24 protein-coding genes are annotated in these 25199 nt (G+C 43.8%); 14 read left to right on the top strand and 10 right to left on the bottom strand.

What is annotated here, in order from left to right; translation table 11 throughout:
* Positions 1-79: 79 nt before the first annotated feature.
* Together ACYUCY_RS03515 and ACYUCY_RS03510 are read right to left on the bottom strand one after the other, a co-directional pair.
* Positions 80-1438, bottom strand: a complete 1359-nt coding sequence (locus tag ACYUCY_RS03515; RefSeq protein ID WP_460225062.1) for a carboxymuconolactone decarboxylase family protein — start codon at positions 1436-1438, stop codon at positions 80-82.
* A gap of 154 nt (positions 1439-1592) precedes the next feature.
* Entirely contained in the window at positions 1593-1736 is a 144-nt protein-coding gene (locus ACYUCY_RS03510) for a hypothetical protein (protein ID WP_460225061.1), read from the bottom strand.
* A 103-nt stretch (positions 1737-1839) separates the two neighbouring features.
* Here ACYUCY_RS03510 and ACYUCY_RS03505 point away from each other — a divergent pair, with 103 nt between their 5' ends.
* From ACYUCY_RS03505 to ACYUCY_RS03475, 7 genes are all read left to right on the top strand, one after another.
* A complete protein-coding gene (locus tag ACYUCY_RS03505; RefSeq protein WP_460225060.1) occupies positions 1840-2397 on the top strand; it encodes a hypothetical protein in 558 nt (185 codons plus the stop codon).
* A gap of 92 nt (positions 2398-2489) precedes the next feature.
* On the top strand, positions 2490-3047 hold the full coding sequence (locus tag ACYUCY_RS03500) for an RNA polymerase sigma factor (RefSeq protein WP_460225059.1): 558 nt from the start codon (positions 2490-2492) through the stop codon (positions 3045-3047).
* Positions 3048-3088: 41 nt separating this feature from the next.
* The gene (locus tag ACYUCY_RS03495) at positions 3089-3457 is read left to right on the top strand and encodes a DUF3619 family protein (RefSeq protein ID WP_460225058.1); all 369 of its coding nucleotides are present in this window, start codon (positions 3089-3091) and stop codon (positions 3455-3457) included.
* Positions 3447-3803 carry a hypothetical protein gene (locus ACYUCY_RS03490; RefSeq protein ID WP_460225057.1) on the top strand — a complete coding sequence of 119 codons (357 nt, stop codon included), beginning with the start codon at positions 3447-3449 and terminating at the stop codon, positions 3801-3803. Before ACYUCY_RS03495 ends, ACYUCY_RS03490 begins: the two co-directional genes overlap by 11 nt.
* 17 nt (positions 3804-3820) lie before the next feature.
* Positions 3821-4339 carry a DUF3106 domain-containing protein gene (locus tag ACYUCY_RS03485; RefSeq protein WP_460225056.1) on the top strand — a complete coding sequence of 173 codons (519 nt, stop codon included), beginning with the start codon at positions 3821-3823 and terminating at the stop codon, positions 4337-4339.
* Positions 4340-4359: 20 nt separating this feature from the next.
* Complete coding sequence (locus ACYUCY_RS03480; RefSeq protein ID WP_460225055.1) at positions 4360-5214, top strand: hypothetical protein; 855 nt, start codon at positions 4360-4362, stop codon at positions 5212-5214.
* Positions 5215-5356: 142 nt separating this feature from the next.
* Positions 5357-6274 (top strand): alpha/beta hydrolase family protein, encoded by a 918-nt coding sequence (locus ACYUCY_RS03475; RefSeq protein WP_460225054.1) that lies wholly within the window; start codon positions 5357-5359, stop codon positions 6272-6274.
* A 130-nt stretch (positions 6275-6404) separates the two neighbouring features.
* Here ACYUCY_RS03475 and ACYUCY_RS03470 read toward each other — a convergent pair whose 3' ends face one another.
* Positions 6405-7100, bottom strand: coding sequence for a nitroreductase (locus ACYUCY_RS03470; protein ID WP_460225053.1), 696 nt, complete (start codon positions 7098-7100; stop codon positions 6405-6407).
* Between the two features lie 216 nt (positions 7101-7316).
* Here ACYUCY_RS03470 and ACYUCY_RS03465 point away from each other — a divergent pair, with 216 nt between their 5' ends.
* Entirely contained in the window at positions 7317-7985 is a 669-nt protein-coding gene (locus ACYUCY_RS03465) for a TetR/AcrR family transcriptional regulator (protein WP_460225052.1), read from the top strand.
* 93 nt (positions 7986-8078) lie between these two features.
* On the opposite strand, the gene ACYUCY_RS03460 is transcribed toward ACYUCY_RS03465, so the two are convergent.
* From ACYUCY_RS03460 to ACYUCY_RS03430, 7 genes are all read right to left on the bottom strand, one after another.
* The gene (locus ACYUCY_RS03460) at positions 8079-10544 is read right to left on the bottom strand and encodes a TonB-dependent receptor (protein ID WP_460225051.1); all 2466 of its coding nucleotides are present in this window, start codon (positions 10542-10544) and stop codon (positions 8079-8081) included.
* 393 nt (positions 10545-10937) lie between these two features.
* On the bottom strand, positions 10938-11699 hold the full coding sequence (locus tag ACYUCY_RS03455) for a class I SAM-dependent methyltransferase (protein ID WP_460225050.1): 762 nt from the start codon (positions 11697-11699) through the stop codon (positions 10938-10940).
* A gap of 21 nt (positions 11700-11720) precedes the next feature.
* Positions 11721-11942, bottom strand: coding sequence for a SlyX family protein (locus ACYUCY_RS03450; RefSeq protein ID WP_460225049.1), 222 nt, complete (start codon positions 11940-11942; stop codon positions 11721-11723).
* Positions 11943-12140: 198 nt separating this feature from the next.
* Positions 12141-12896 (bottom strand): flagellar brake protein, encoded by a 756-nt coding sequence (locus ACYUCY_RS03445; RefSeq protein WP_460225048.1) that lies wholly within the window; start codon positions 12894-12896, stop codon positions 12141-12143.
* A 99-nt stretch (positions 12897-12995) separates the two neighbouring features.
* Positions 12996-15344, bottom strand: a complete 2349-nt coding sequence (locus tag ACYUCY_RS03440; RefSeq protein WP_460225047.1) for a DNA polymerase II — start codon at positions 15342-15344, stop codon at positions 12996-12998.
* Between the two features lie 113 nt (positions 15345-15457).
* A complete protein-coding gene (locus tag ACYUCY_RS03435) occupies positions 15458-16537 on the bottom strand; it encodes a DUF2333 family protein (protein WP_460225046.1) in 1080 nt (359 codons plus the stop codon).
* Positions 16538-16619: 82 nt separating this feature from the next.
* Positions 16620-17432 carry a hypothetical protein gene (locus ACYUCY_RS03430; RefSeq protein WP_460225045.1) on the bottom strand — a complete coding sequence of 271 codons (813 nt, stop codon included), beginning with the start codon at positions 17430-17432 and terminating at the stop codon, positions 16620-16622.
* Between the two features lie 251 nt (positions 17433-17683).
* On the opposite strand from ACYUCY_RS03430, the gene ACYUCY_RS03425 reads away from it, so the two are divergent.
* From ACYUCY_RS03425 to fis, 6 genes are all read left to right on the top strand, one after another.
* Positions 17684-19534, top strand: a complete 1851-nt coding sequence (locus ACYUCY_RS03425; RefSeq protein WP_460225044.1) for a protein-disulfide reductase DsbD family protein — start codon at positions 17684-17686, stop codon at positions 19532-19534.
* A gap of 213 nt (positions 19535-19747) precedes the next feature.
* Positions 19748-20188, top strand: coding sequence for a type II 3-dehydroquinate dehydratase (aroQ, locus tag ACYUCY_RS03420; RefSeq protein ID WP_460225043.1), 441 nt, complete (start codon positions 19748-19750; stop codon positions 20186-20188).
* A gap of 56 nt (positions 20189-20244) precedes the next feature.
* Positions 20245-21123, top strand: a complete 879-nt coding sequence (prmA, locus tag ACYUCY_RS03415) for a 50S ribosomal protein L11 methyltransferase (protein WP_460225042.1) — start codon at positions 20245-20247, stop codon at positions 21121-21123.
* A 242-nt stretch (positions 21124-21365) separates the two neighbouring features.
* Positions 21366-23258, top strand: coding sequence for a DUF3426 domain-containing protein (locus ACYUCY_RS03410; protein WP_460225041.1), 1893 nt, complete (start codon positions 21366-21368; stop codon positions 23256-23258).
* A 384-nt stretch (positions 23259-23642) separates the two neighbouring features.
* Entirely contained in the window at positions 23643-24695 is a 1053-nt protein-coding gene (gene dusB, locus ACYUCY_RS03405; protein WP_460225040.1) for a tRNA dihydrouridine synthase DusB, read from the top strand.
* A complete protein-coding gene (gene fis, locus ACYUCY_RS03400; RefSeq protein ID WP_460225039.1) occupies positions 24692-25009 on the top strand; it encodes a DNA-binding transcriptional regulator Fis in 318 nt (105 codons plus the stop codon). Before dusB ends, fis begins: the two co-directional genes overlap by 4 nt.
* Positions 25010-25199 lie beyond the last annotated feature (190 nt).

Genomic DNA, 25199 nt, shown 5'->3' with positions numbered 1-25199 from the left:
TATTTTCCAATTCTTTAATACGAATTTTTTAATTTCACGTTTTTCAATTATTAGTCTTCGAAAAATATTGTCTGGAAAACTATTCTGGGAAAGCCGGATACCCAGGCTCTACTTGTATCCCAAAACTATTAATTGCCAAACCTGTCATGGTATAACCGCCAGATGTATAAATGATTTCGACTAATTGTTTGGCATCATAATATTTTTCCAATGTCTGCCAAACGTCATCAGTAATAAATGCTTCGCTCCGCAACTGATCAACAGCCATAAGCACCGCTGCATATTCTTCACTCCAGCCCTCAGCTTCTGGGCCTTCCGCAATCCGTGCTATTTCTTCGTCCGTCAATCCTGCTTCTTTCGCAATGGGCACATGGTGTGACCATTCGTATTTAGCGCGAATTAAATATCCTGTGCGCATAATAATAAGTTCGCGAGTTTTTGCGGGTAAGCCGGAGTCGCGCAACAGGTAACTACCAAACAAATAGCGTGGACCATAAAGCTGAGGATGATTAATTAAGGTCGCATAAAGATTTAAAAAACTGCCGTCTTCATTAATTTGTCCCGCCGCTATTTCTCGTTGCTCTTCGCTAAGATCCGCAACCGCAAGAGGCGGCACGCGAGGAGTGCTTAAGCGCGGAGAGCTAGGAGTAGAAGCAAGTGCGGGCGCCGGAACATCGCTGGGTAAACGATATTCAAGATTGGGATCGAGTTGAATGCCAATACTATTTAACACCATTGACACCAATTGATATTGTGCTGCCGTAAATAATGCGTCCATGGTTTCTTCTACTGTGTATTTTGCCCGCAGTTTTTCCCAGGTCGCATCACTGATCATGGTGTCATAACGTAGCTCATCCACCATGTCCATCAAGGTTCTTTCAAAATCAGTCCACGATTCTGAATCCGGATCGGCAGCAATACGATGAATTTCTTCAGCTGTCATACCGATATTGTCAGCGCTTGCGATGCGTGCGTGCTGCGCCCATTCGTATTCCGCTTGGCACAGCCACCCCATCCGCAGCATGACAATTTCGCGATCTCGCGCCGGTAAGGTCGACGCATTCAACAGCACTCTGCCGAGAGGGCTCCAACGATTATAAAGTTCAACGTGGTGAACCAGTGTTTTGTACAAGTTAATGTCAGAGCGACTTTCTAGCATAGCGACTTGTGTCGCGTTCAGATTGGGATCATCTTTTGTCGTTGGCTGTATGCGGGGTTCGGATAGACGCTGAGAAAATCCAGTCATCGCAGTGCTTGCATCTAAACCCGGTGTAGCTGGTGCACTACTCGTATTTGAGGCAGCAACAGTATTTTCGGCAGGCGCGCTCGCCACCCCGTCGCTTTCAGAATTTTGTTGACTACATGACGCAAGACTTAAAGCGACAAGGCCAAGAGACATTCCAAGTGTACTTATCCTACTTAACGTTATTATTTTCATACTTCCCTCAAGGTAAGAGTCCTCTGGTTTAGAGTCCTCGGCGCTAGGCTGCGCGATGGTTTAATCGGACATTTGATTTTCAAACGATAAAATTAGATCTAGGCAAATTATTAGAATTAGATACTCGTGCAGATCGTGATCCCGAGAACAACGTTTAGCAAGTGGTAAAACTCACTTGAATCAATAAATGGGCGCCAATGAGCAACAAGCTGGGTGAGATTATCACTGCAACAAACTTGTTGGTCAACAAGCTTCTTTGTTCGCCATCTCTCTGACAAACAATGACCAACTCTGGCATTCTAGTCGCAAATACTTTATAGGTAGGTCAACCTATCTACACCGAGTTCTTTAAAGGGAATACACAAACACAAAACAGCAGAAGATTTTGCAGGAGAGACACAATGAAAACCCTATTAACATTACCACTGATCTTGTTAGTAAGCTTGAATGTACAGGCCGCTGATCGTGCCGATGGTGCGCGTAAGCACGCCAGAGTTGATGGTGCTCATCGCGCGCAAATGGATCGACGAGCACATGTGCAACGCTCACGCGAAGTTAGTCGCGAACGGCCTAACGGTTCTAGTGTGACTCGCGAACGATCTCGGGAGCGAAGCGATGGTGTTCTGACTCGCACAAACTCCCAAACACGAACTAACCCAGAGGGTGATACTCGTCAACGCACAGCGGTAACAACTCGCGACAGGGAAAATAAATTGCGTACTAAAGAAGTGACTCACACTAATCCCGAAGGTGAAACTCGCTCACGTAGCAACAATGTGCAACGCACCGAAGACGGATCGATTCGCACACAAAGCAGAACAAACTTTGACGGTGAAACTAGAGAACGAAATGTTGAAACCATTCGCGATCAAGAAAACCAAACCATTACCAAGAATGTCGAGCTTATTAATCCAGAAGGTGAAACTAAGGAATTTACTATCGTTAAAACACGCCCTTAGTCCTTTAATTCAGCAAAAAAATAGCAGCGTTTTAGGCGCTGCTATACTTAGTCTACACATTCTTTCGGAACATATTTTTAGAGCGCCAATGGATGCATGATGTTACGACGCCAAGCACTATCGATTCGTTTCTAGCTAATACTGAAAAACGCGCTTTTCGTATGGCGTTATTAGCAACGAAAGACAAATCAGAATCGTTAGATATCGTTCAAGATTCAATGATGAAACTTGTCGAGTATTACAGCGATCGAGATGCAAGTGATTGGGGTCCGCTATTCCACAAGATTTTGCAGAACAATATTATCAAGTGGTATCGACAGCAGCGGCGAAAAAAACGTTGGTTTTGGCAAGCACCACCTAACGATGACGAAGATAGCGAATTTATAGTACAAGTAGAAAGTCCCGAATGGGAAATCCCCGATGCAATTTGGGAGCGTAGTGAAAAAGTCGACGCGGTGGTTAATGCGGTCGAGCAATTAGCTATTCGTCAACAACAAGCTTTTTTGTTGCGCTGTTGGGAGGGCTACGACACAAGCACCACTGCAGAAATAATGGAGTGCAGTGAAGGTAGCGTGAAAACCCATTATTTTAGAGCATTGCAAAATTTACGCGCGCTCTTGGATGATCAAGAATTAAGAGACGTCGGTTAACTAAGGTTTTTAATTAAGCATACTTTGAAGGAAGCATGAACGTGTCAGACAAAAAATCTTCATCAAGGCCATTAACAAAACAGGATAAGTTTGCCCGAAATATCGCAAATAGCCTGGATGACAGCTTGTTATCCATCGACAGCGACACCCTAAAAGAGCTGAAAGAAAAACGAGACATCGCTTTAGCTCAAAAAAAGTCGCCGCGAATTAACTCGCCTTATGTTTGGTCGGGAATAGCCGCCGCGGTTATCGTAGCAATCGCGCTGCCAATTTATTTTAATCAGTCTTCCCAAAATGAACTAGAACATGACATTGCGAGTTACTACGATGTCGACCCTGAAATGCTAGAGATGATGGACATGTTACTGGTACTAGGTGATTTAATTGAAGAAGACCCGGATGCGATTTAGAAAAAATTTAGCCTTAGCTTCTATTCTCTGGATAAATGTTGTTTCGCTATGTCATGCTGCCGAAGAGAAAATTTCTGCAGAATTTTGGCAATGGTATTTGAAGTATGCCGATGAGAACGGCGAGGTTTTTGATCCTTTGGCACTACAAGAGCTCGACATAATGACGGCAACACTTAGCTCGCAAGAAGATTCACAAAACAAACAGAACGAGAACGCCAGGCAAGACAGCGAGCAGACGCAAAAATCAAATGAATCGCAAAAATCAACGAGTGAGCAAGATAAATTGAAACAAGAGAAAGACGAAAAAGAGACGAAAGTAGCGACTCAGGAGTTATTACAGCCATGATTAACCAGGATTTACTAGTGAAGAATAAGCATTATTTATTGTTTGCCTTAGTCCTTACGAGTTTAGTTTGGATTAGCGATGCCCACGCTCAAAACGCATCATGGCAGGATCTTAGTGACAGCGATAAAGCAATGTTGCAACCTTTCGCTCAGCAATGGGATAGCTTCGATGCAGACCGCAAGCAACAATTGTTAAAGCGCGCGCAACAATTTCAACAACTCAGCGCCGATGAGCGGGAGAGCTTAATGAAGCGGTTTCAACGTTGGCAGAATTTAGACACGACTCAACGTCGAGACTTAGAACAACGCTTTCAAAACTTTCAACGCCTACCAAGAACTCAGCGCCGGGAGATTCGTCGCAACTATCGTCGTTTTCAATCGCTCAGCGAAGTGCAACAACAAGCCTTAAGGGACAACTGGAACGATCTTAATCAAGCAGAACGGCGTGAACTACAAAATCAAATTCGCCGCGCTAATCAGGCTGAACGTAGAATTATTCGCAATCGTTTACTGCGAGAAAGAACACGTCGCCGTTAATTTACTATAGGGTAAAAGTTGTGATTCATTTACGAAGGTTCTACTTAATTTTTTCTTTTCTATCTATATATGGAATCGGACTACAAAACGCCAATGCTGAACTGAGCTTCGGCACTATTATTAGTGCTAGCTATGACTACCAATCTTTAGGTGACGATTATGCCGACCTTTCCACTTTGAGCTTGTCGCCGAACATGAGCGCAGGAAATTGGTATTTCGCAATTGACATTCCTTGGCAAAAAGTCGATGGGGATATCAGCCAGAATCAACGACCACGCCTTGATGAAATTTGCTCGCTACTAAATACAGGAAGACAATTACCTCCTAGGCTATCGAATTTACGGAATTCAATTTTACAGTATTGTACTACTCAATCGCTAAGCGACGGTTCCGGATTGAGTGATATCAGCGTAGTCGCCAGTTACGGTTTAAGTCACGGTCCAAGTTCAGCTTGGTTTTCATCATTCAGTTTTACCTACCAAGGCGACAACGGGGAAACTCAAAAAGGCTTAGGTAGCGGCACACAAGACGGTAGTTTCGAATGGACCTTGCAAGGCGATCACAGCTATATCAGTTCAAGTTTTAATCTTGGCTACAACTTTATATTAGGTGGTGAATATAAGGACTTCTACGATGATTATGCTTTTGCTTCTTTTTCTTTGTCATCACCGATACACAAACCCCTGATATTCGGCGCGAGTTACCAATTTCAACAAAGCTCGGCGGAACATATTGACGACTTGAGCTCATTGGATTTTTTCGGCGAATTTAATTTCTCGAAACGCTATGCCTTACGTGTATCCTATTTAAATTATTTGGATGCTGATTTTTATCCTGACTATAGTGTTAATACGGCTTTATATATAAGTTTTTAAATCAAGTTTCAGTAGTCATTTTCCACCAGCCTTTGTTAAAGAATCGATTAACCTATGTTAAGCCCTTTGTCACATATTAGTGCTTGGGGTAACATCTGCGTTCAGCTATTCACTCTCCTTATAGAATTTTGGATGTAGATTTATGTACACAAAAATAATCAACACAAGATTTTCGTTTTTCCTGTCGCTATTCTTAACAGTGTCTTTTTTAGTAGCAGGCTGTACGACGAACCCTTCTACCTCACTCACCAACCTTGCCTACTTAAGCGAACAGACCAAAGGCGAGGGTAGCTATCAAGTAGAAAGTTATAGTGATTTTCCAGATGCAGAAGAATATGGCGAAGCAGTAATTTATTATCCTGCAAATAAATCGGAAACATCAGGCGGTGTCGCTATTGCGCCAGGGTTTCGTGAATCAAAAGACAATATAGATTGGTGGGGGCCGCGTCTCGCGTCTCATGGTTTTTCGGTTTTGGTGTTAAGTACTAACACTTTAAATGACCGGCCCGACGTTCGGGCAAAAGCTTTAATGGCAGCGATAGACACATTAAGAAAAGAAAATCTTCGCGACGGTAGCCCACTAAAAGATAAGATTGACATCGATAGAATGGCCATCATGGGACATTCTATGGGCGGAGGTGGAGCACTACTCGCTGCTAATGAATTTAGTTCAGAACTAAAAGCGGCAATCCCGTTTACCCCATGGCAACCTAATGCAGATTTTTCGAACATTAGTATTCCCACGCTAGTGATCGCTGGAGAAATCGATAGGATAGCGGCTGCGAATACTCATGCCCTACCCCACTACGCTTTGATTCCGGAAGGTACGAAAAAAATGTATTTGGAATTTAAAGGCGGCAATCATTTTATCGGCAACAATATTATTCCCGTGAGTGAGCGCCTTGCTCCCAACATCGATGTTCACGAAGCGATTAGTTATTTTTCGGTATCTTGGCTTAAGTACTACCTTGACGGCAACGAAGCTTATCATGAGCTAATTTATGGAGAGCAATCAAAGCAATTTTCTGATCAATTATCAAAATTCCAGTACGCAGATTAGCAATCTCCAATAAAAATGTAATTGTTTGCTCCACCTTTTTTACCAAACACTAAAACAGGTGGAGCCATGGCGAAAAATGTTTTCTCTTAGGAATTATCTTCAAGGTACTGAGTCGTTGTTCGTCTGAACACTATTCTCGAATAAGGATATTTTCAACAATATCAGCTCGATCAATACGCGTATTGTTTGCCGGTACTGTTGTATCTTCGTAACCGAAGGCAATGCCAAAAAGAATTTTATTGTCATCGTTTAATTCAAACTCTTTCCGCACTAAATCCGGATAACTGCGCATCGACCCCATCGCACAACTGTGTAGACCGAAAGCGACTAAGGTTAGCATAAAATTCTGCGCCCACATGCCAACATCTAACGCTACTGTTGTTCCAAAATTCTTATCCATTCCGACGAATGCCATATAGGGCGCATCAAAAAATTCGTAATTCCGTAAAAAGGCCTGCTGTCGCTTTTCCTTATCGCCACGCTCAATGCCCATATTGCCGTAAAGTTCATAAGCGCAATCAACCTGCTTACGCCGATATTCGCCGACAAAATCTCCACGATAGTCATAATCTTGACTGTGGGGCACCTCGGCTTTTATATTTTCGATCATCGCGTGACTGATTCTCTTTTTAAGGTTTCCTTTTGCGACATAGACACGCCAGGGCTGAACGTTGCAATTCGAAGGGGCACGTTGGGCAATATCAAATACCCGTTGTAAAGTCTTCTCTGGAATTTCTTTGTCTAAAAACCCGCGTACCGAACGCCGTGCATAAATCGCCTCAATTAAGCTCATATTTGAGTCTTCGGTTTTAACAGCTGTTGTCATCTTAAAAAGAACCTCGCGCTAACACATTAATAAGAGTAGAAAATGCAAATTATAGCGGAAAGTTGTTAGCGCAGCGGTCTCCATTTGGTTGACGCTGATGAGCTTCTTTGGCTTTTTTGAATCAATATCTGGATTTGATACCCGATACTATGTTAAAAATATCGAGCACAGCGACAACAAAATTAATAATAAAGACGTGGGCATTGGGACGATCTTGTGGAAACAGCGGCTAATAACGAATTTATTCACCTTCAAACTGAAGAAACTCCACTTAAAAAGATTCGTGGTTCCCATGAACAACGCCGCACTGCGACCTATAACAAAGTTATTTCCGCTGGGATTTCAATCCTTTATAACCACGGGTATCAGGCAACAACTACCACATCAGTGGCAGAGAAAGCAGGCGTTAGCAGGGGCGCCTTGCTTCATCAATTCCCAACCAAAACTGAGCTAATTGTTGGTATTGCTGAATACCTTGTCGGACAATATGCAGAAGCAAGAAATGATGTTTTTACTGAAGCCTTATCTCCTCTAGAGCGCTTTAAGCGATTAACGGATTTACTTTGGGAAAAATCCAAACAAGAAAATACCATTGCACTAATAGAAATTCGCTTAGCTTCTAGAAGCGACCCAGAATTAGCCTTGGGTTTAAAAAGTCGCGTCAATGAAGCAGTACGAAGTCAAATGGATGATGCCTGCGAGTTGGCAAAACTTGCTGGCATCGAAGACCAAGATGCAGTCAAGACACTCTCAACGCTAACCACCGCCAGCGTTTGGGGCTTAGCGATTCTTAGGCTGGAATCGAGCTATCAAGAAGATATTGAAGATGCCTTTGAGTTAATGAAAAAGAATCGCGACCAACTCATTGAAAAATTAATAAAATAAATACCCTAGTCGCCGCTCATTAAAAAAGAAAAAGCCCAAAATTGGGCCTTTTCTTTTAGGTTGTCAGTGCGGACATCTAAACAAGTAACTCATTTAAAAACTATAATTCATCGATACACCAAAAGTACGTGGCTCCAAGACAAAGATATTCGTGAACAAACCCGCTGTCGAATCCGGGTTATGGTGTCCGGTAACATAATCGTCATCTTTAATATTTTTAATCCAAAACTGTAGATTCCAATTATCCGCGGGATTGCGAAGAGTAAATTGCGCATCGATCATACTCCACGAATCAATCGTATCTTTCTTGGTGTTAAAAATTCTCGAAAAATATTCATCTTGCCAGTAATACTGTAAGCGACTCGATAAACTATATCCGCCGCCCCAATAAAAAATATATTCAATATTGGCATTCACGCTAAACTCAGGAGAATTTGGCAACGAGTGCCCTTCTAGATCGATGCTAACACCAGGACTACTGCCGACGCACGAAGGTGTAACGATGTCGACTATCGGCGGCAAACAGTTACTACCCGCTATACTCACAACGCCTTGTGCGCTTCCTGTTTGCGCAGGATCTGAAGGATTGAACGTTTGAAAATCGCCGATTTCGGCTTTTAGATACGCAATGTTTAAACCCCCTCGCCAATTTTCATTTGGAGCGAACATCAATTCCACCTCAAAGCCATTGATAGTTGAATCAATATTTTCATTGATAGATGTTTGCTCAAAAATTTTCGATACTTGCAAGCCTTCATAATCATAAAAAAATGCGTCGATGTTCACTTGTACAGTATTATCGAACAAGGAATTTTTTGCCCCAAATTCAATCGAGTTAACATATTCTGGTTCAAAACTATTAGCAAAAACCGTTGCACCTGGCGGGTTAAACCCACCACCTTTATAACCCCGTGCGAAAGTCGCATACAATAAAGTGTCGTCAGTGAAGGACAGGTCAACGTTTGAATCGATAGCAATCTTACCTGTCACTTCCTGCCAGTCATTACGTTGATGGGCAAATGGATCAGTGAGACTTGACCTCCTGTCCAAAAGAATTTGTCTAGAATCAACTTTTTTCTCCTCATCTGTATAACGCAGGCCAAAGGTTAATTTTGTCGCGTCGCTCAGCTGCCAATACCCTTCACCAAACAATGCCCAGGTTTTAACTTGGTAGGATTTAGTATGAAGATCAAATAAAGACTGCTCTTCTGGTATCGCTATTAACTGTCCGAATTGGAATGCCACAGGAAATCGAATTGTGTAATGATTTTCGGTTTCAAAATTCATAGCGAATAAACCGACAGTAAAATTAAATAGGCTATCGCTATCGGAAGTAAGTCGAAATTCTTGGCTAAACTGTTCGTGATCATCCGAAGCGGTGTCAGTAGGAGCATCGCGCACTACGTCTAATCGTCGAACACCATTAAAAAAATTAACGACGGGATAATTAAAATCAGTACTTGGTACCGTCCAATCATAATCCGTCATGGCTTCAATATAGGCGTTGCTATAACCCGTTAACGACGTAAATGTCAGCTCCTCAAAACGCCAATTGAATTCCAGCGACGCCAGTGTTTCCTCTACAAAATAACGCGGATCGAAGTCGGTATATATTTTCCGAAAATCTGCTGGATTAATTGCGCTGGCAAACTGATCTACACCTGGGTCCAGTAAGCCAATGAGACCCGCGATAGCACTGCTTGTGGTCGCAGTGCTATTCGTCACATCGAAGCCTAAACCCGTTGGTAAACAGCCCAATACGCCGTCGGGATCTTTAATACACTGCTGCTTTGTCGCTCTGCTACGACTGTCATCCTCACGAAATTTCGAAACCATTAAGGTCGCATCTATATCTTCACTCAAATTAAACAAGGTCGTGCTTCGAACCGCGTACATATCACGATCGTCGACATCGTTACCGGTGAAAATATTGTCGGTATAACCATCACGGTCCAAAGAAAACACGGCGAAGCGCTGCGAAACTGATTCACTTAATGGAAGATTAACCATACCGTTAAGCTTAACGGTATTGTAATTCCCGAAGGTCAAACCAATATCGGCACCAAATTCTTCGTCTGGTTTCGCGGTAATAACATTTAATACACCGGCAGTGGTATTTCTGCCGTATAGAGTACCCTGTGGTCCACGCAGCATTTCAACACGTTCAACATCAAAAAACTCCGTTTCGAAAATTCGTGGTGCATTTAAATACACACCATTAACATGTACACCAGCGCCACTATCAGCACTCACGCCAACCGCCGAATTGCCAACACCCCGAATAGCTAAGTTAGCATCTGTAAAGTTGCCCCGAGTAAAGACTACGTTTGGAACAGAAAACTGAATATCAAGCACATCATCAATACCCGCACTCTTTAAAGTGCTCGCATCAAATGCGCTAATCGCAATAGGAATATCTTGAGCATTCCCCACACGCTTTTCTGCAGTAACTATTATTTCTTCAATTTGCGCATGTGCTGAGATGGGCAATACGAGGCCAGAGAAAAACGCCAGCAAGGTAAGCGAAATATTACGTACTCGTTTGCAAAAATAGTTCATCAAACTTCCCATTTATTATTAAATTTTTAGTTTCTCGACATCCACTATAAGCGGTCACTTCGATAACCCGCTTATCAACATCCGTGTTTTATAATGTTTACTATATGATTTCGAGGTAAATAGTAGACTGACTACAATATACAATTATGAATGAGTTATAAAACAAGAGTATTATTATTATTATTTTTTTTCTTATGAAGCTCTTTGATTTTATGGCGTAGATATTTTTCGCGGAGTATCTCTATTTTTCGGACATGGAGTCAAGCATTTCACTGATCATAATAGAAGAAAAATATCTCCATTAAATTGATGCTTAAAAATATCATTTAAAATTTACATCGTTAATATTCTAGCGAAAAACTAACTATCATTAATTCGACTGATGGTTTTCGATTAGGGTTTTTGAAATAGAATAAGAAAGCGATCTGTATTCCTGCCTAGTGAAGGGTCAAAAATTGGCCGTCGCTGCGAATCATTTTTATTTCTGAGTAAATCGCTCTCCTTAAGCAAAACAAATCCCTCGTCGACAAATGCGTTCGTAACATAATTTTTTGGGATTCTATGTAGACGAAGATTATCTCGATCTATCAAACCGTAGTGATCAATTAATCCTACCGTCCCACCAGGCTTTAAGAGATTTTTAACTTGTTTCAACATTTGCGCAGCGCGTTCTGGATCGCGATTAAAATAATCATGAAAGACCTGAAAAATTACAAGCATATCTAGTGATTCTGGCTCAAAGTGAATATCATTGAGTCTTTCATTAATTCTAATAACATTTGTTATTTCCAAAGCAGAAATTTTTTGGGTCAGGGCTTCGCCAGCTGTAATTTCTGCGCGATCTTCTTCGAAACGTAAAGCTCTTGGGGAATTCTGCGCAAATACCACACCTTCGTCACCAACAGCCGTGGAAAGTATCACGGTGTAATACCCACCTGCGGCGTAGAGTTCAAGAATTTTCATGCCCGGCTGAATGTTTAGAAACTTCACTACCTGCTCAGGCTTGCGAAATCGGTCGCGAATTTTATCTTCTACTTCCCGGCGCGAATCCACTAATAGTTCGGGCAACGTCGCCGGAGCTTCCGCTGACACCAGCGAAGTATTTGCAATAAGAATCAGTAACACTAAAGACGTGAAGATTTGTTTCCGTAACATCGATTTGACCGCTCTAATATTTTAGTAATGAGGAGGTTTTTCGTCATCATCGCTGCGCGGATCAGTTTCAGCGGAATCATTAATCTCCTTAGATTTATGCTCCAGTGCTTGAACACGTCGACTCAACTCATCAATAACAGTTTGCTGCCGCACAATGACTTTATCTAATTGCTGAATCGTATCTTCTTGAAACTGTAGCTTCATTTCGATATCGATTAATTGATCTTGCACCTGTTGTTTCATTATTTGACTTCCCGAATACACAATAAATCTTTTGATCAACGAAGAACGCTTCGCATTAATTGCGTTCGGTATTATTTAGAGGGCGCGTTTCAAATGCAAGGGAAAGCTAGACGTTAAAGAATACGGGCAAGGTGTAAGCGGAAGATGAAGTTTTTTTAAATTAAAGGATTTAATCGAAAATGCGTCACTACTACTCTATTAATTTAATAGTGGTGCTTTTTGTTGTTGTTCTTTTCTCAGTGCATCTCTTTGAATCTGCATGATACTGCGCTCCAGTTGGCGCGCTTCTTGGCTGGGGAGGTCAGCAAAAGCAGCACCAATTCTATAGGGCATTCCGGGCTCCACCTTTGTCTGCACGGTTTTTACAATAAGATCACACTCTAGATGGGCTCCAGCAAACTCGAAGGCCAAATCCAACAAGGTATCATTCTCCTGGAGATCACGAACGAAGCTTTCACGACTCTGCAAGCAAATACCACCAATCGAAATATCCGCAAGCCGACCACTGTGCTGACAGTGATCAGGAGCAAAAAATTGCAGATTAATGGCTTTTCTCGAATCAACTGGAATTCGGTAAGAGGCACGACGTTGATCATTGTTGAGCGAATGAGGCATGGCAATCACATAGACCGGTGTCCCATCGATCGAATGACGCTCCAAGATCGCGGATTCAAAACGGATACTGCGACCGCCTTTTTGACGCAAACAAAACTTTAATTTCTGCCCTGGCAAACCAAGAAATCCACGCGGGAAGAATTCATCAATGAGAATAGTTTTTTCATCGGGATCTATTTCTAGAATCAGGCTTTGCAAGCTGGTATTTTCACCGGGGATTTGAACGTCTAGAAACTGACGATTTCTCTGTAATTGGTTAAGCTCCAAATAAACGCGATTCAGCAGTAGATCTGTTGGTACAGGTTTATTCTTTTTAACGCTAAACAGAGACCCAAGCATAATTTTCCTCGGCTAAACAGATTATTAAAGTCACTCTGATGTTTATCGACAACTCAAAGTGAAACTTTAGTCAATCTTTAGCCTACTCAAGCGTCACACCTAGTGGCCAAACAAGGTTAGCTGAGGAGCGACAATCTGCGAAAACGAGAGCCCTACAAACTGTAATACGCCGTCCGCCACAGGAGCCAACTGCTTATCGACATAATGCTGATAATCCAACCCGTGGGTTTGATACCCAAGTGGCTCAGGACCACCCAGCGTAATAACGTATTCAATCCACTCGCCACGTTTAATCGTCGTACCTGTCATCTTTTGTAGTTTTCTCGCAGCTTGCACATGAGGAGGTACATTCTTTTGATAATCCTCCAATTTGCGACGTAAGCGTTTTCGATAGATGAGGTCTTCATCCAGTTCGCCCGCCATCACTTGCTCGGCCCTGGTTAAAATAAACGCTTCCAGCTCCTCTTCAGCAAACACTCGGCGATAAAGCTCTTCTTGAAACTGCTTTGCTAGCCGCGTCCAATCGGTTCTAACATTTTCCAAACCTTTAAATATTAGCTTAGCTTTGCCGTTTTTATTCACGATCCCTGCGTAGCGTTTTTTACTCCCCATTGTCGAGCCACGAATAGTCGGCATTAAAAACTGTAAGTAGTGGGTCTCGAATTCCATTTCTAGTGCGCAATCGATACCGAATTCTTTATCGAGCTTTTTTTGCCAGAATTTATTGAGCTGTTCCGCTATTTTATTGCCAATTTTACCCGCATCTTTTTCAGAAACTTGATTGCCAATCCAAACAAACAATGAATCGGTATCACCATAAATAACTTTATACCTTTGCGCTTCAATCCATTGTTTACTGGTTTGAATAATGTCGTGACCGCGTAAGGTAATGGAGCTACAAACACGGGGGTCGTAAAAACGACAACCGGTTGAACCAAGCACTCCGTAAAAGGAATTCATAATTATTTTAATCGCTTGCGACAAGGGCGCATTCTTTTCTTGCTTGGCACGATCACGGGCTTGCCATAAGGTTTCAATAATATTGGGCAACAGATGTTCATGTTTTGAAAAAGAAGCCCCTCGATACCCCTCAACAATATCTTCTGCTTTAAGGTCCTGATGCTGAGTCACACGATAACCGTAAGGGTCAATTCTAAAAGTGCGAATAATACTTGGGTACAAGCTCTTGAAATCGAGAACGAGTACATTTCGATAGATTCCCGGATCAGAATCAAGAACGTAGCCGCCAGGGCTCATTAACTCGGACTCAAACTCACCCAAGTTTGGAGCCACATATCCTTTACGATGCAATTTGGGCAGATATAAATAATCGAAAGCGGCGACAGATCCGCCGATTCTATCCATTAACAGACCGGTCAATTGACTCCGCTCTAAAATAAAATGAATGAGAGACTCCTGCTGAAAAATATCCCACACCAACTCACAATCTTTGATGTTATAACGAGCGAGTTTATTTTTATCTTCGGCGAAGAGTTCCGAGATCAGCTCGCCTCGATCGTTTCCTTTTAACAGCTTACCGTCATCGAGTAGAGAACGTGCGACATTTTCCAAGGCATAACTACTTAATTGATAAGTAGCCGCTTTTAGCACTTCTATACCGTCTAGAACAATCCGTCCTGGCATTTGCATATAGCGTCGGTTGTTATCATCTTCTCGCCAATGAACTTTCTGTTTGTTGCGACCAAAATTTGCAGCAATCTCACAACGCTTGCACAGTGTTTCCAATACCCAGAAATCAAACTGAATTACATTCCACCCAATAATAATGTCCGGATTATAATCATCGAACCAAGCAATTAATTTTTCTAGGCATTGTTTTTCATTTTCACACGCAATGGTCGTAAGCCCATCTTCTTGGCCATCGACACCACCAATCATAAATACTAAAGCGAGCTCATCGCTAAAAACTGCAGCCGAAAATAAAGTGGCTGCATCCATAGTTGTTTCTATATCAAGCGAAACAACCTTGAGCTGAGGGCGATATTCATTGGCTTTTAACTGCGGAGATTTCGCATGGAAATAACTTTCTTTTTTCTGAACTTCGCCCTGTATATCCACACCGCCAGTAATAAACCTCTCCATCAAATACCGTTGTGGTGGGCGAATATCTGCTTCCCAAACTGTAATATTTACTCCTGCGAGTTTTTGCTCATACTCCCTAGCAACACGCTGACTTGTAAAATAACAGGGCACAACGGTGTCATTATGAAAATTTAGGAAGCGTGCATCACCCACTCGAACAAAGGAAGCGTGCGTTTTTTGGATAATTTTTTTGAAACGAAGAACATCGGCTTCACGAATAAAAAAAACGGATTCCTGCTTTGGAATCTCCACCAGGACAGGCCCGCACTCTCCGGCAAACCAAAGTTCCAGCGTGATACCTTGAGGAGTGTCTCGCCATTGCCGGGTGAGCAAGAATGCTTTCATAATTAAAAACCCAGCACCAACAATGAGTACACAACGACGTTCGGAGACTTGTTAAAAAAGGAAATTTTCTAAGTTGGGAAGGCGAGAATATTATTAATCAAGTGCAACAACCTCTAACCTTGGGACAGTAATTCACGCAGATCTATAATCCCAGCATTCGCGCGAGAAATATAAGATGCCAAAACTAAAGAATGATTGGCAAGAAAACCAAAACCATCACCATTCAATATCATTGGACTCCAAATAGTAACTTGCGTCGCTTCAAGTTCGCGAATGATCTGTTGCAAACTAACAAGCGCATTTTTGTCTTCGAGCACATCGGCAAAATCTACTTCAACAGCGCGCAAAAATTGCGCCAAAGCCCAAGCCGAACCCCGTGCCTCATAAAAAACATTATCAATATCCATCCACGGGGTCTGTACGAGCTCATCTCTCGGCGCTGAAATCGAAGAAATTTCACCACTCGAACCTGAACTTATATCTAGATTGAGCCGTCGCTGCCCAACACTTGCGCTTAATCGCTGCGAAAGACTTCCTAGGCGAGTCTCTACATTACTCAACCAATAACGCAAGTTATCGGCGCGAGAAAAAAACTGTGCATTGGTTTGGTCAGCGTCCCCGAGTCTGCGTAAATAATTCTCAAGATATTCCGCGGCTTCCGCGTATTCAGCCTCGGGACGAGGGAAAAGCCAAGCAGAATTATCGACGTTAAATCTATTTTCAGCTAAGGCTAAATCTTCATCTTCAATTGATTGTGATTGCGAGCGGCTGAAACGCTCTCTCATCGCTTTACTGAGATCGCGAATCTGAATTAACGCACCATATTCCCAACTCGGCATATTATCCAACCAAAGTCCAGGCGGCATCACATCGTTACTAAGAAAACCACCCGGTTTATCGAGCAGGTATCGAGTTGTTACAATCATCGTTGCGGTCGTAGTCGTTCCGATAACAACTTGATGACCATTTTCTGTTGCATATTCTTCGGCGACAACTCTCACATCAAAAGGGTCTGGCTCAGAGCTCCAATACATTCCAACGCCAACAACAAATAAAAAGCAAAACAACAAAAAATAAATGATGAGCTTAGCTAGCCAACCGCCGCTTTCAATATCATCATTTATCTCGGCGGTATTGTCATTCACCGAACGACGAAATCCGAGCCATTGCCGTTTAAAAAAATTTTTAGCCATGTTGACAACTCTTATTTATCTATCTTAAAGATTAAGGAACCTTAGAATTCTTTTCTAATACTACGACTTAATTTGCACAGAACTATTCTATTGGCGGCAAGACAACAATCTTCGGTGTTTTTGCTAAACGAATATCGCCACGAAGACGATATCCCGGAATTCCTTCACTCATGGTTTTATATATCCAGCGGCCTTCTGAATCATTGCGCGCATAGATGAGTAATGATTCGTCAGACTCTTTTATATGTAAAGCTAAGATCTGTAATTGATTGACCACCTGCTCATTTCGTTGACTAAGAATGTAGGGGTCTAGAGAGATTTCTTTATCGTCAGCTTTTGGAATTTCGACGACGCGTGTTTCATTTAACCGCTGTTGCGCAATTGCGACTTCTTTTATCAACTGAGAGATTTCTGGGGAATTTTTGTCGACAAATTTCGCTCGCTCAATATACTCGCGAGCCTGATGCAGTTGACTAGATGCCAAGGCACTGCGAGTTAAGGCTGCATAGCGAGCAAATATCTGCTGTAACCCTGTCTTCGCTTGCTGATTGTTCGGTCGCAATAACAACACCGCTTGAAAGCGATCAAATGCGTTGTCATGTAGCGGTGTCGTTAATTTGTTGCTCGCTAAGGCTGCCTCAGCATCACTCAACAGTTGCCGCACATCATCTTCTAAGGTTCTTTTAGCCGGGGTCGATTGAAACGATTCAGCACTAAGCTGCGCTGAACTCGAAGTGCTAAACAAGACCAGGGGCACAAAGGAAAACAGTATCAACGCGAAACAAAAAAAATGCCTATTCAAAATCATCTTTTCATACCTATCTAAATATCCTGCTGACTTCCTACTAGGGAGAAACGCCATCACGTCATGGTCAAGCGCTTGAGTTGACAGCAAAAGCCACTTCCTCTAAAAGTCGCCAGTATATCGGGGCTTAAAGGCAATTTTTTGTGTAAGCCTACGCAAAAATCAGCTCCCAGACCGATAAACGCTCCAAAAACCAGCCGATAGGTTACACTTTCCAGAAACTAAACCTTTAGAATTAGGTCTATTCCGCACTAGCGAGTTTGCGACTAAATCAGCCAAAAATAGGCCATATGCAATAATGCGACTCGCCGCTGCCGTAAAAATTTAAGGTGAATCATATCATGCGCTCCCATATCGCAACCATTCTCGCCACGCTGATCATTGCACTAATGGCGCTCCCCACGACACTGCATGCGCAAGATCCATTGGCGAACGGTTCGTCCGCAACTAGCCCAGATCCACTTAGCTCTTCGACCAGCAACTCCCTTTCGAGTAATGGACTCGATCAACAAGACGATGAATACCTTGATCCTGAAGTAGCCTACCTCTTGTCTTTTGATTTGCAAGAGAATGCGATCGCGCTGCACTGGGACATTGAGCCAGAATATTATCTCTATCGAGACATGTTCAAGTTCAGGGCATATAGTGACGGGAAAGAAATTTCAATCCGGCCAGATTATTCAAAAGGTAAAGTTAAATACGACGAGTTTTCAGAAAGAGATCGAGAGCTGTATTACGTCAGCGCTGATGTGAACTTTACTGTTCCCGCCGATATCCGCTCACTGGAATTAGCCGTCGGCTTCCAGGGCTGTGCGCCAGGTTTATGCTTCCCCCCGAAAACCAATTATTTCGAGATCGACCTAGACCAAGGCACGGCGCAGAGCATTGCGGCATTAACGGCGAAACCTGAATCTTCCGGCGGAAATGGCAACGGCTTAATCAACTCGGGTGCAGCCAACAATAACTTCGAGGGCTCAACTTTTTCACTCTACACCCTGCTTATCGCCTTAATTGGCGGCGTGATATTAAATTTAATGCCCTGTGTATTCCCCGTATTGTCTATTAAAGCGTTGAGCTTTATTTCCTCTTCCGGCTCTTCTCATAGTCATCACGTTCACGGTTGGGTCTATACCGCTGGCGCGGTTGCTTCGTTTTTAGCAATAGGCGGAATCATTATTGGTATTCGTGCCCTAGGTGGAGATGCGGATTGGGGCAAGCAACTACAGTCGCCAATATTCGTTGCCCTGATGTTTTATCTATTTTTAGTCATGGGTTTAAGCTTGTCGGGTTTCGTTCATTTTGGCAGTAGCATGATGGGTATCGGTCAATCCCTTACAACACGCCAAGGTTTGCAAGGCTCATTTTTTACCGGTGTACTCGCCGTAGTGGTAGCAAGCCCTTGTACCGCGCCGTTTATGGCTCCCGCCTTAGGTGTCGCCCTGACTCAATCACCCCCAATAGCTCTATCGGTATTCGCCGCACTTGGACTGGGTATGGCGCTACCTTTCTTGCTATTGAGCTACAGCCCAAAACTCGCTGCCTTGCTACCTAAGCCCGGCGCATGGATGGAAACCCTGAAGCAATTTTTGGCCTTCCCTTTATATATCACTGCGGTTTGGTTGTTATGGGTATTGGGCAGACAAACCAGTGTCGATGCTGCAGCTGTAGTGGTGTTGGGTGCAATCGCGATTGCCTTCTCTATTTGGTTGATGCAACGCAAACCAAAAAATAACACAGCAAAAATGTTTGTTTACTCGCTCACACTTGTATCTGTTGTCACCGGTTTTGGTTTGGCCGTCAAAGCCAAAGAGTTTGGTAAAAGCGAATTTTGGCAACCATATTCAGCAGAACTGGTAGCGGATTTAAGAAATAGCGGACAGCCAGTATTCGTAAATTTAACAGCGGCGTGGTGCATCACTTGCCACGCGAATGAGCGCGTCGCCCTGAGTCGTGACGCCGTAAAAGAAGCGGCGAAAGAATTAAATATCGGCATGGTGAAAGGAGACTGGACAAACGAAGACCCTCGCATCACAGCCTTAATGCATGAGTATCGTCGCAGCGGTGTTCCACTTTACCTAATGTTCCCTGCCGACACCTCTTTACCCGCAGAAGTTTTACCGCAATTTCTAACCCAAGACACCGTGTTAGAGGCGATGCAACGAGCAGCTAATAGCTCCGTCGCCTCGCGTTGAGCAATTTTTGTTTCTAGACGTCTCGCCCAAGCCCCACTCGAACTCTCTGTTATCGTTGAATTTCTAATAGATAAAACTGAGTCGAGCCGGGCTTTAGGACCTTCCTTAAATTAGACTCTTTCCAGTTTTTCCGGCAAACTTCCCGCAATCAATTTCTCTGCTTGCGAGTATCGGGTAGTAATTTACTCGCGGTCAGATCTAGGGCAAAAGCACATGGCAACAATTTTAGTTTTGCACGGACCTAATCTAAACCTACTCGGTAGCCGCGAGCCTGAGGTTTATGGCGCAACAAGCCTAGAAGACATTAATCAGCGCTTAACTGATTTATGTTTAGCCGCAGGGCATCATCTGCATGTTCTGCAAAGTAATGCGGAGTATGAATTGATTGATCGAATTCATGAGGCTGCTAGTGACGGCGTCGATTTCATTCTTATAAATCCCGCCGCGTTCACACATACAAGTGTCGCCTTACGCGATGCGCTATTGGGTGTAAATATTCCCTTCATCGAAGTGCATCTTTCAAACGTTTATGGACGAGAGTCATTTCGTCACCAGTCTTTTCTATCGGATGTGGCGGTAGGTGTTATTGGTGGCTTTGGTGCACTCAGCTATGAGCTCGCGTTAACTGCTGCCTTCACGCAACTAAAAAAATAAATTCAACCTCGCCTTAACCTGCGCTGTTTTTTTCTATTTTCGGAACGCTCTTACCAATGTCCTGGTTACAACTTTTCGTCGATACTGACCCGAGCCATGCCTCGGCAATCGAGTCCGCCATTTTGAAACTTGGTGCTGCATCGGTGACTTTTACCCACAACGCCGACCAACCCATATTGGAGCCCGCCTTGGGGGAAACTCCCTTATGGCGAGCAACTCGGGTCACGGGTTTATTTGACGCTGGTGTCGATACATCCGAACTCGACAAGGTCTTAGCGCCGGTGATCGCTACCACCCAAGCGTCCTTCAAATGGGAGCAACTTGAAGACAAGGATTGGCAGCGAGAATGGATGAAACATTACCAACCTATCGACTGTGGTAACGGTGTGTGGATATGCCCCAGTTGGTGTCCGCCACCAGACCCACTGGCCCTGAATATTCTCCTCGACCCTGGTATGGCGTTTGGAACCGGCACTCACCCCACTACACTGCTCTGCTTACAATGGCTCGCCGAACAAGAGGTGAGCGAGCTGTCGGTTATCGATTACGGATGCGGCTCTGGAATCCTCGGCATTACTGCGCTTCGTATGGGCTCTGGTCCGGTAGATGCCGTCGACATTGACCCTCAAGCACTCATCGCGACTCAGGACAATAGTCGGCGCAATCACCTTCCCGAAAACAGCGTGAGAACTTTTTTGCCTGAACAATTTAACGATAAAAGTGCCGATCTCGTTTTCGCCAATATCCTTGCCGGCCCTTTAGTAGAACTCGCCCCTAGAATTACCGCACTAACCCACCCCGGTAGCTTACTTTGCCTATCCGGCATTCTCGACAGCCAGGCCGAGGCGGTTATGTCGGCATATCGGGAGCATTTTGACTTCGCTCCCATAAGAGAATTGGATCATTGGGTACAATTGGCTGCCACCCGTCGATAGCTAAAATCACGCCTATAATCAGAATGATTGTTGTCGCTGAGAAAGCGAAAGACTACACTTACAAGTTAATAATCAAGCTGTTACGTAATTTTCCTAAAGCACTATGGAAACTTCATTCAAAACAATATTTGCTGGCTATTAAGATTTCCCTATTGACGAGTGATCAAAGCTGAATGAATAGACCAGCGCGATAGATTGAAATCTGGGAAAATCGAAAACTTGAGATTGGAATTCAACGCGACATGACCGACATGATTACCCGCTGCCCATCTTGCGAAACCTCTTTTCGCATTACCGAAGCCCAGCTAAAAACTGCTAAGGGATCGGTGCGCTGTGGCTCATGTCTACAAATATTTAAAGCCGCCGACAACTTAGTGTTGAGAAAGAAGCCCGCAGCTGCGGCGGCTCCAGCAGCAGAGCCCACAGCGAAACATCCAAAAACTGACAGTGAAACAAGCGATACTCAAACTGCGAAGCCCGCGTCCGCCGAACCAGCAACGATAGCGGTCGCGCAAGCCCCTGAACCCACCCCTCAAGAAGAACACGAAGACCCTGAACCGAATAGTGAAAACATCGGTGAAGCGGAGTTCTCAAAGATGTTCGAATTTGAAGGCGAAGATCTAGCAGAGAATTCTGAAGCTGAGATTTCACATGACTTCCCAGTTGAAGACTTTGGGGCAGAAGATTCGACGGCCGAAGAAATTGATCAAGAACAGGCTCCGATTCAATCTGCGCGGGTAGAAGATTCCACTCCCATCTCTCGTGTTACAGAGGCATCCCCAACAATCAGCGAACCACCAGAAGATGAGCTCATCGACCAACCTTTACCAGAAGCGCAAGGCGAAGAATTTGCGACAAGTTCCGACCAAATCGACGATGATGATCTCGTTTTCGATGATGAGGAAGATAAAGCCGAGCCAATAGGAGAGCCTGGCCCTAAAAACACCTTCTTATTTGATCAGTCCGCTATCGACAATGACGAGGTAAGCGGTCCACAGACCTCCCTTGACGATGACAATTTACTCATTAGCGATGAGATGGAATTCGAAGATGACGAACCGCCAAAAAATAAGAGTGCCTACGGTGAAGATCTTGTCGAGAGTTTCTTAGATCTGGATTCTTGGCAACCTAAAAGCTCTTCGCTATTTGATCGTGGTGAATCATCAAAAAAGAACAAAGATGATGATGAAGACGAAAAAGATCCGGATGAATCTTGGGCCATCGATCTTTTGGAAGACGACGACGATGACGCCTACCCCGCATCGGCAAAGTCCATCGATTTAGAAAACCCCGATACAGAAGAAGATGCCATCGATTCCCTCGGCATGATTGGTGTTGTTGACGACCTAAAACGCAGCACTGACGATTATTCACGCGTTAATACCGGCAGTTTTGCAGCAGTAGAAGACGAAGACTTTGACGATTACGAACACGAAGACCACCTAGGGGAACATCTCAGCGAGCACGTGGAACCGAGCATCAACGAAGATGAAGTCATCGATTTTCAAGCGCCCTATTCGGAGCCGGATGAAGATGACTATGACGGTTACGATGATGAATATGATGATTATTCCGACGACCCTAAAAACCGAGGTGCTCTACTAAGACGCATTCAGCCTGAGCCTGTCGAATTCGCTTTTTATCAGGGTGGAAATCAATGGGGCAAGCGTCTTCTATGGGGGGGCGCCGTCAGCCTTGGGGTCTTAGTGTTGATCCTGCAAGTCGCCTGGCTTCAGTTCGACACCCTAAGTCGCCAGGAACCCTATCGCGCTTGGTACACCGCTTTTTGCCCTATCTTCGGCTGCACTGTACCAACACTCGATGCGCCGCAACTCATTCGCACTTCAAACCTCGTGGTTCGCTCTCACCCAAGTGTTGCCAACGCGTTGATGATCGATACGATTTTGCGTAACACTGCCCCCCACAAGCAACCATTCCCAGACCTCGTGTTGACCTTCAGTAACTTGCAAGGTGATACGCTTGCCGCTCGCCGCTTCACACCAGCTGAATACCTTGGCGGTGAACTGGCAGGCAAAACAAACGATATGCCCAGCAATCAGCCTATTCATTTATCACTCGAAATTGCTGACCCCGGCCCCGAAGCGGTTAACTACAGCGCCTATATTCCAAACTAGATCCCAAACTGATGATCGCGAATTCAAAACCCCAATTCAGCGACGAACCCCGTTTATTAACGATCTCGTCCTGCTCTCTCGGTTTATAAAAAATAAGTGGCGACATGTTGATTGAAAGTTAATACACACTTTCAATCAACACCACTAGAAATATCGAACTATAACCAGCAAGTAAATCAAATAATTTTTTTAGCACTTAAGTGTGAAGTCGCGATATGCACCTTGGCAAATTTAAATTACGTCTACTAATTCACCTATTTGTGCAAAATCCACTTCCCCAAGCCAAGCCTCAACGGGTATCATAGCCGCTCTTTACGGGATCATTTTGGGACGCACAATTCTATGCGATTGTGCAAAAAGGCGTAGATCGTTTGGGGGAAACTCTTGTTTCACATCGGCCACCACTGTTTAACCGGCCGGGTTTTACTCGCGCCAATGGCGGGAATTTCCGACACGCCCTTCAGAGCAATTTGCCAAGGAATGGGCGCAGCCCTTACCACTTCAGAGATGATAACGGCAGATACTCGCTTGTGGCATAGCCGCAAGTCGAGATTACGTTTGCTAGAAGAAACAGCCTCTGACTCAGAACAAATAATCCCAAGAAGCATACAAATTGCTGGTAGTGAGCCTGAGATGATGGCTTCTGCCGCTATTGCTTGCGCTGAACAAGGCGCAGAAATTATCGATATAAATATGGGTTGTCCCGCGAAAAAAGTATGCAGTAAAGCCGCTGGCTCTGCCTTACTTCGCGACGAAGACTTGGTTACAAATATTTTACGTGCAGTCGTTAAAGCAGTAGAGATTCCTGTAAGCTTAAAAATTCGTACCGGCTGGTGCCCGCAATCGAGAAACGCAACGACCATAGCAAAAATTGCTGAGGACGCAGGAATACAAGCGTTGACGGTTCATGGAAGAACTCGAGCCTGTCACTTCAAAGGTGAAGCTGAGTACCAAACCATCGCAGATATTGTCAACACAGTGTCCATTCCTGTGATTGCCAACGGTGATATTACTTCTCCTGAGAAGGCGGAGAGAGTGCTAAAGGAGACTGGCGCCGCGGCAGTGATGATTGGCCGAGCGGCACAAGGTCAACCATGGATGATTAAGATGATTGACGACTATTTAAAAACAGGCCTGCAAAGTGAAATGCCAGCGCTTGAAGAAATACAACTAATTGTCGAACAGCACTTATCAGCTTTACACGAATTTTATGGTGATTATTTAGGGCCTAGAATCGCAAGAAAACATATCAAATGGTATTTACAAAACTTGCCTCTAACGAAGCCAACAGATAGCGAATACCATAGAAAAAGCATAAAAAAAACAACAGTAAAATTTCAGCAACAAATTAACTCAACCGAATCAACTTCAACACAACATGCACTCGTTCAGGAATTATTTGAACGCTTAATAACAAGAGAGGATATTGCCGCATGAACTCAGCAGACACGCTTATTGCAGAAGATACATCAATGGAATTGGCTCCGACCAGTAACGTCACCAGCTTTTCAACAGTTAGTAAGAGCCAGTCTCTGCGAGATAGCGTTGAACAATCGATGGATAATTATTTTAAATTGTTGGATGGCCAGCCCGTCACCAATGTTTATGACATGGTACTCGCCGAAGTAGAAGCACCAATGTTAGAAATCGTTATGAAACACACTCGTCATAATCAAACAAAAGCTGCACAGGTTCTTGGTTTAAACCGGGGCACTTTACGCAAGAAATTAAAGCAGTACGGATTACTGTAACCGATCTGTACAATACTCAAACGCAAGTCGGCGGTTTTCACCGCCGCATTATTTTCCAAAAGCACTATCCGATACATTAAATCTAGGGAGCCTATCCGAGATAACAGCGGTGAATTTCACCTCTGTTGCTGAGCAGTTCAGAATGCCTCGGTAGAAAGTGTTTCATTGGAATTTTTTATCGAACCCATTT

The sequence above is a fragment of the Aurantivibrio infirmus genome (assembly GCF_054767315.1).
The sequence above is the reverse complement of the archived record's forward strand: the minus strand, read 5'-3'. Positions and strand labels throughout refer to the sequence as shown.

Coding starts and splice junctions, on each gene's coding strand:
- ACYUCY_RS03510 (WP_460225061.1), bottom strand. CDS start 1,736: ATGCCAGAGTTGGTCATTGTTTGTCAGAGAGATGGCGAACAAAGAAGC.
- ACYUCY_RS03470 (WP_460225053.1), bottom strand. CDS start 7,100: ATGACAACAGCTGTTAAAACCGAAGACTCAAATATGAGCTTAATTGAG.
- fis (WP_460225039.1), top strand. CDS start 24,692: ATGAACTCAGCAGACACGCTTATTGCAGAAGATACATCAATGGAATTG.
- ACYUCY_RS03505 (WP_460225060.1), top strand. CDS start 1,840: ATGAAAACCCTATTAACATTACCACTGATCTTGTTAGTAAGCTTGAAT.
- ACYUCY_RS03460 (WP_460225051.1), bottom strand. CDS start 10,544: ATGAACTATTTTTGCAAACGAGTACGTAATATTTCGCTTACCTTGCTG.
- ACYUCY_RS03440 (WP_460225047.1), bottom strand. CDS start 15,344: ATGAAAGCATTCTTGCTCACCCGGCAATGGCGAGACACTCCTCAAGGT.
- aroQ (WP_460225043.1), top strand. CDS start 19,748: ATGGCAACAATTTTAGTTTTGCACGGACCTAATCTAAACCTACTCGGT.
- ACYUCY_RS03410 (WP_460225041.1), top strand. CDS start 21,366: ATGACCGACATGATTACCCGCTGCCCATCTTGCGAAACCTCTTTTCGC.
- ACYUCY_RS03455 (WP_460225050.1), bottom strand. CDS start 11,699: ATGTTACGGAAACAAATCTTCACGTCTTTAGTGTTACTGATTCTTATT.
- ACYUCY_RS03425 (WP_460225044.1), top strand. CDS start 17,684: ATGCGCTCCCATATCGCAACCATTCTCGCCACGCTGATCATTGCACTA.
- ACYUCY_RS03500 (WP_460225059.1), top strand. CDS start 2,490: ATGCATGATGTTACGACGCCAAGCACTATCGATTCGTTTCTAGCTAAT.
- ACYUCY_RS03445 (WP_460225048.1), bottom strand. CDS start 12,896: ATGCTTGGGTCTCTGTTTAGCGTTAAAAAGAATAAACCTGTACCAACA.
- prmA (WP_460225042.1), top strand. CDS start 20,245: ATGTCCTGGTTACAACTTTTCGTCGATACTGACCCGAGCCATGCCTCG.
- ACYUCY_RS03450 (WP_460225049.1), bottom strand. CDS start 11,942: ATGAAACAACAGGTGCAAGATCAATTAATCGATATCGAAATGAAGCTA.
- ACYUCY_RS03490 (WP_460225057.1), top strand. CDS start 3,447: ATGCGATTTAGAAAAAATTTAGCCTTAGCTTCTATTCTCTGGATAAAT.
- ACYUCY_RS03475 (WP_460225054.1), top strand. CDS start 5,357: ATGTACACAAAAATAATCAACACAAGATTTTCGTTTTTCCTGTCGCTA.
- ACYUCY_RS03435 (WP_460225046.1), bottom strand. CDS start 16,537: ATGGCTAAAAATTTTTTTAAACGGCAATGGCTCGGATTTCGTCGTTCG.
- ACYUCY_RS03515 (WP_460225062.1), bottom strand. CDS start 1,438: ATGAAAATAATAACGTTAAGTAGGATAAGTACACTTGGAATGTCTCTT.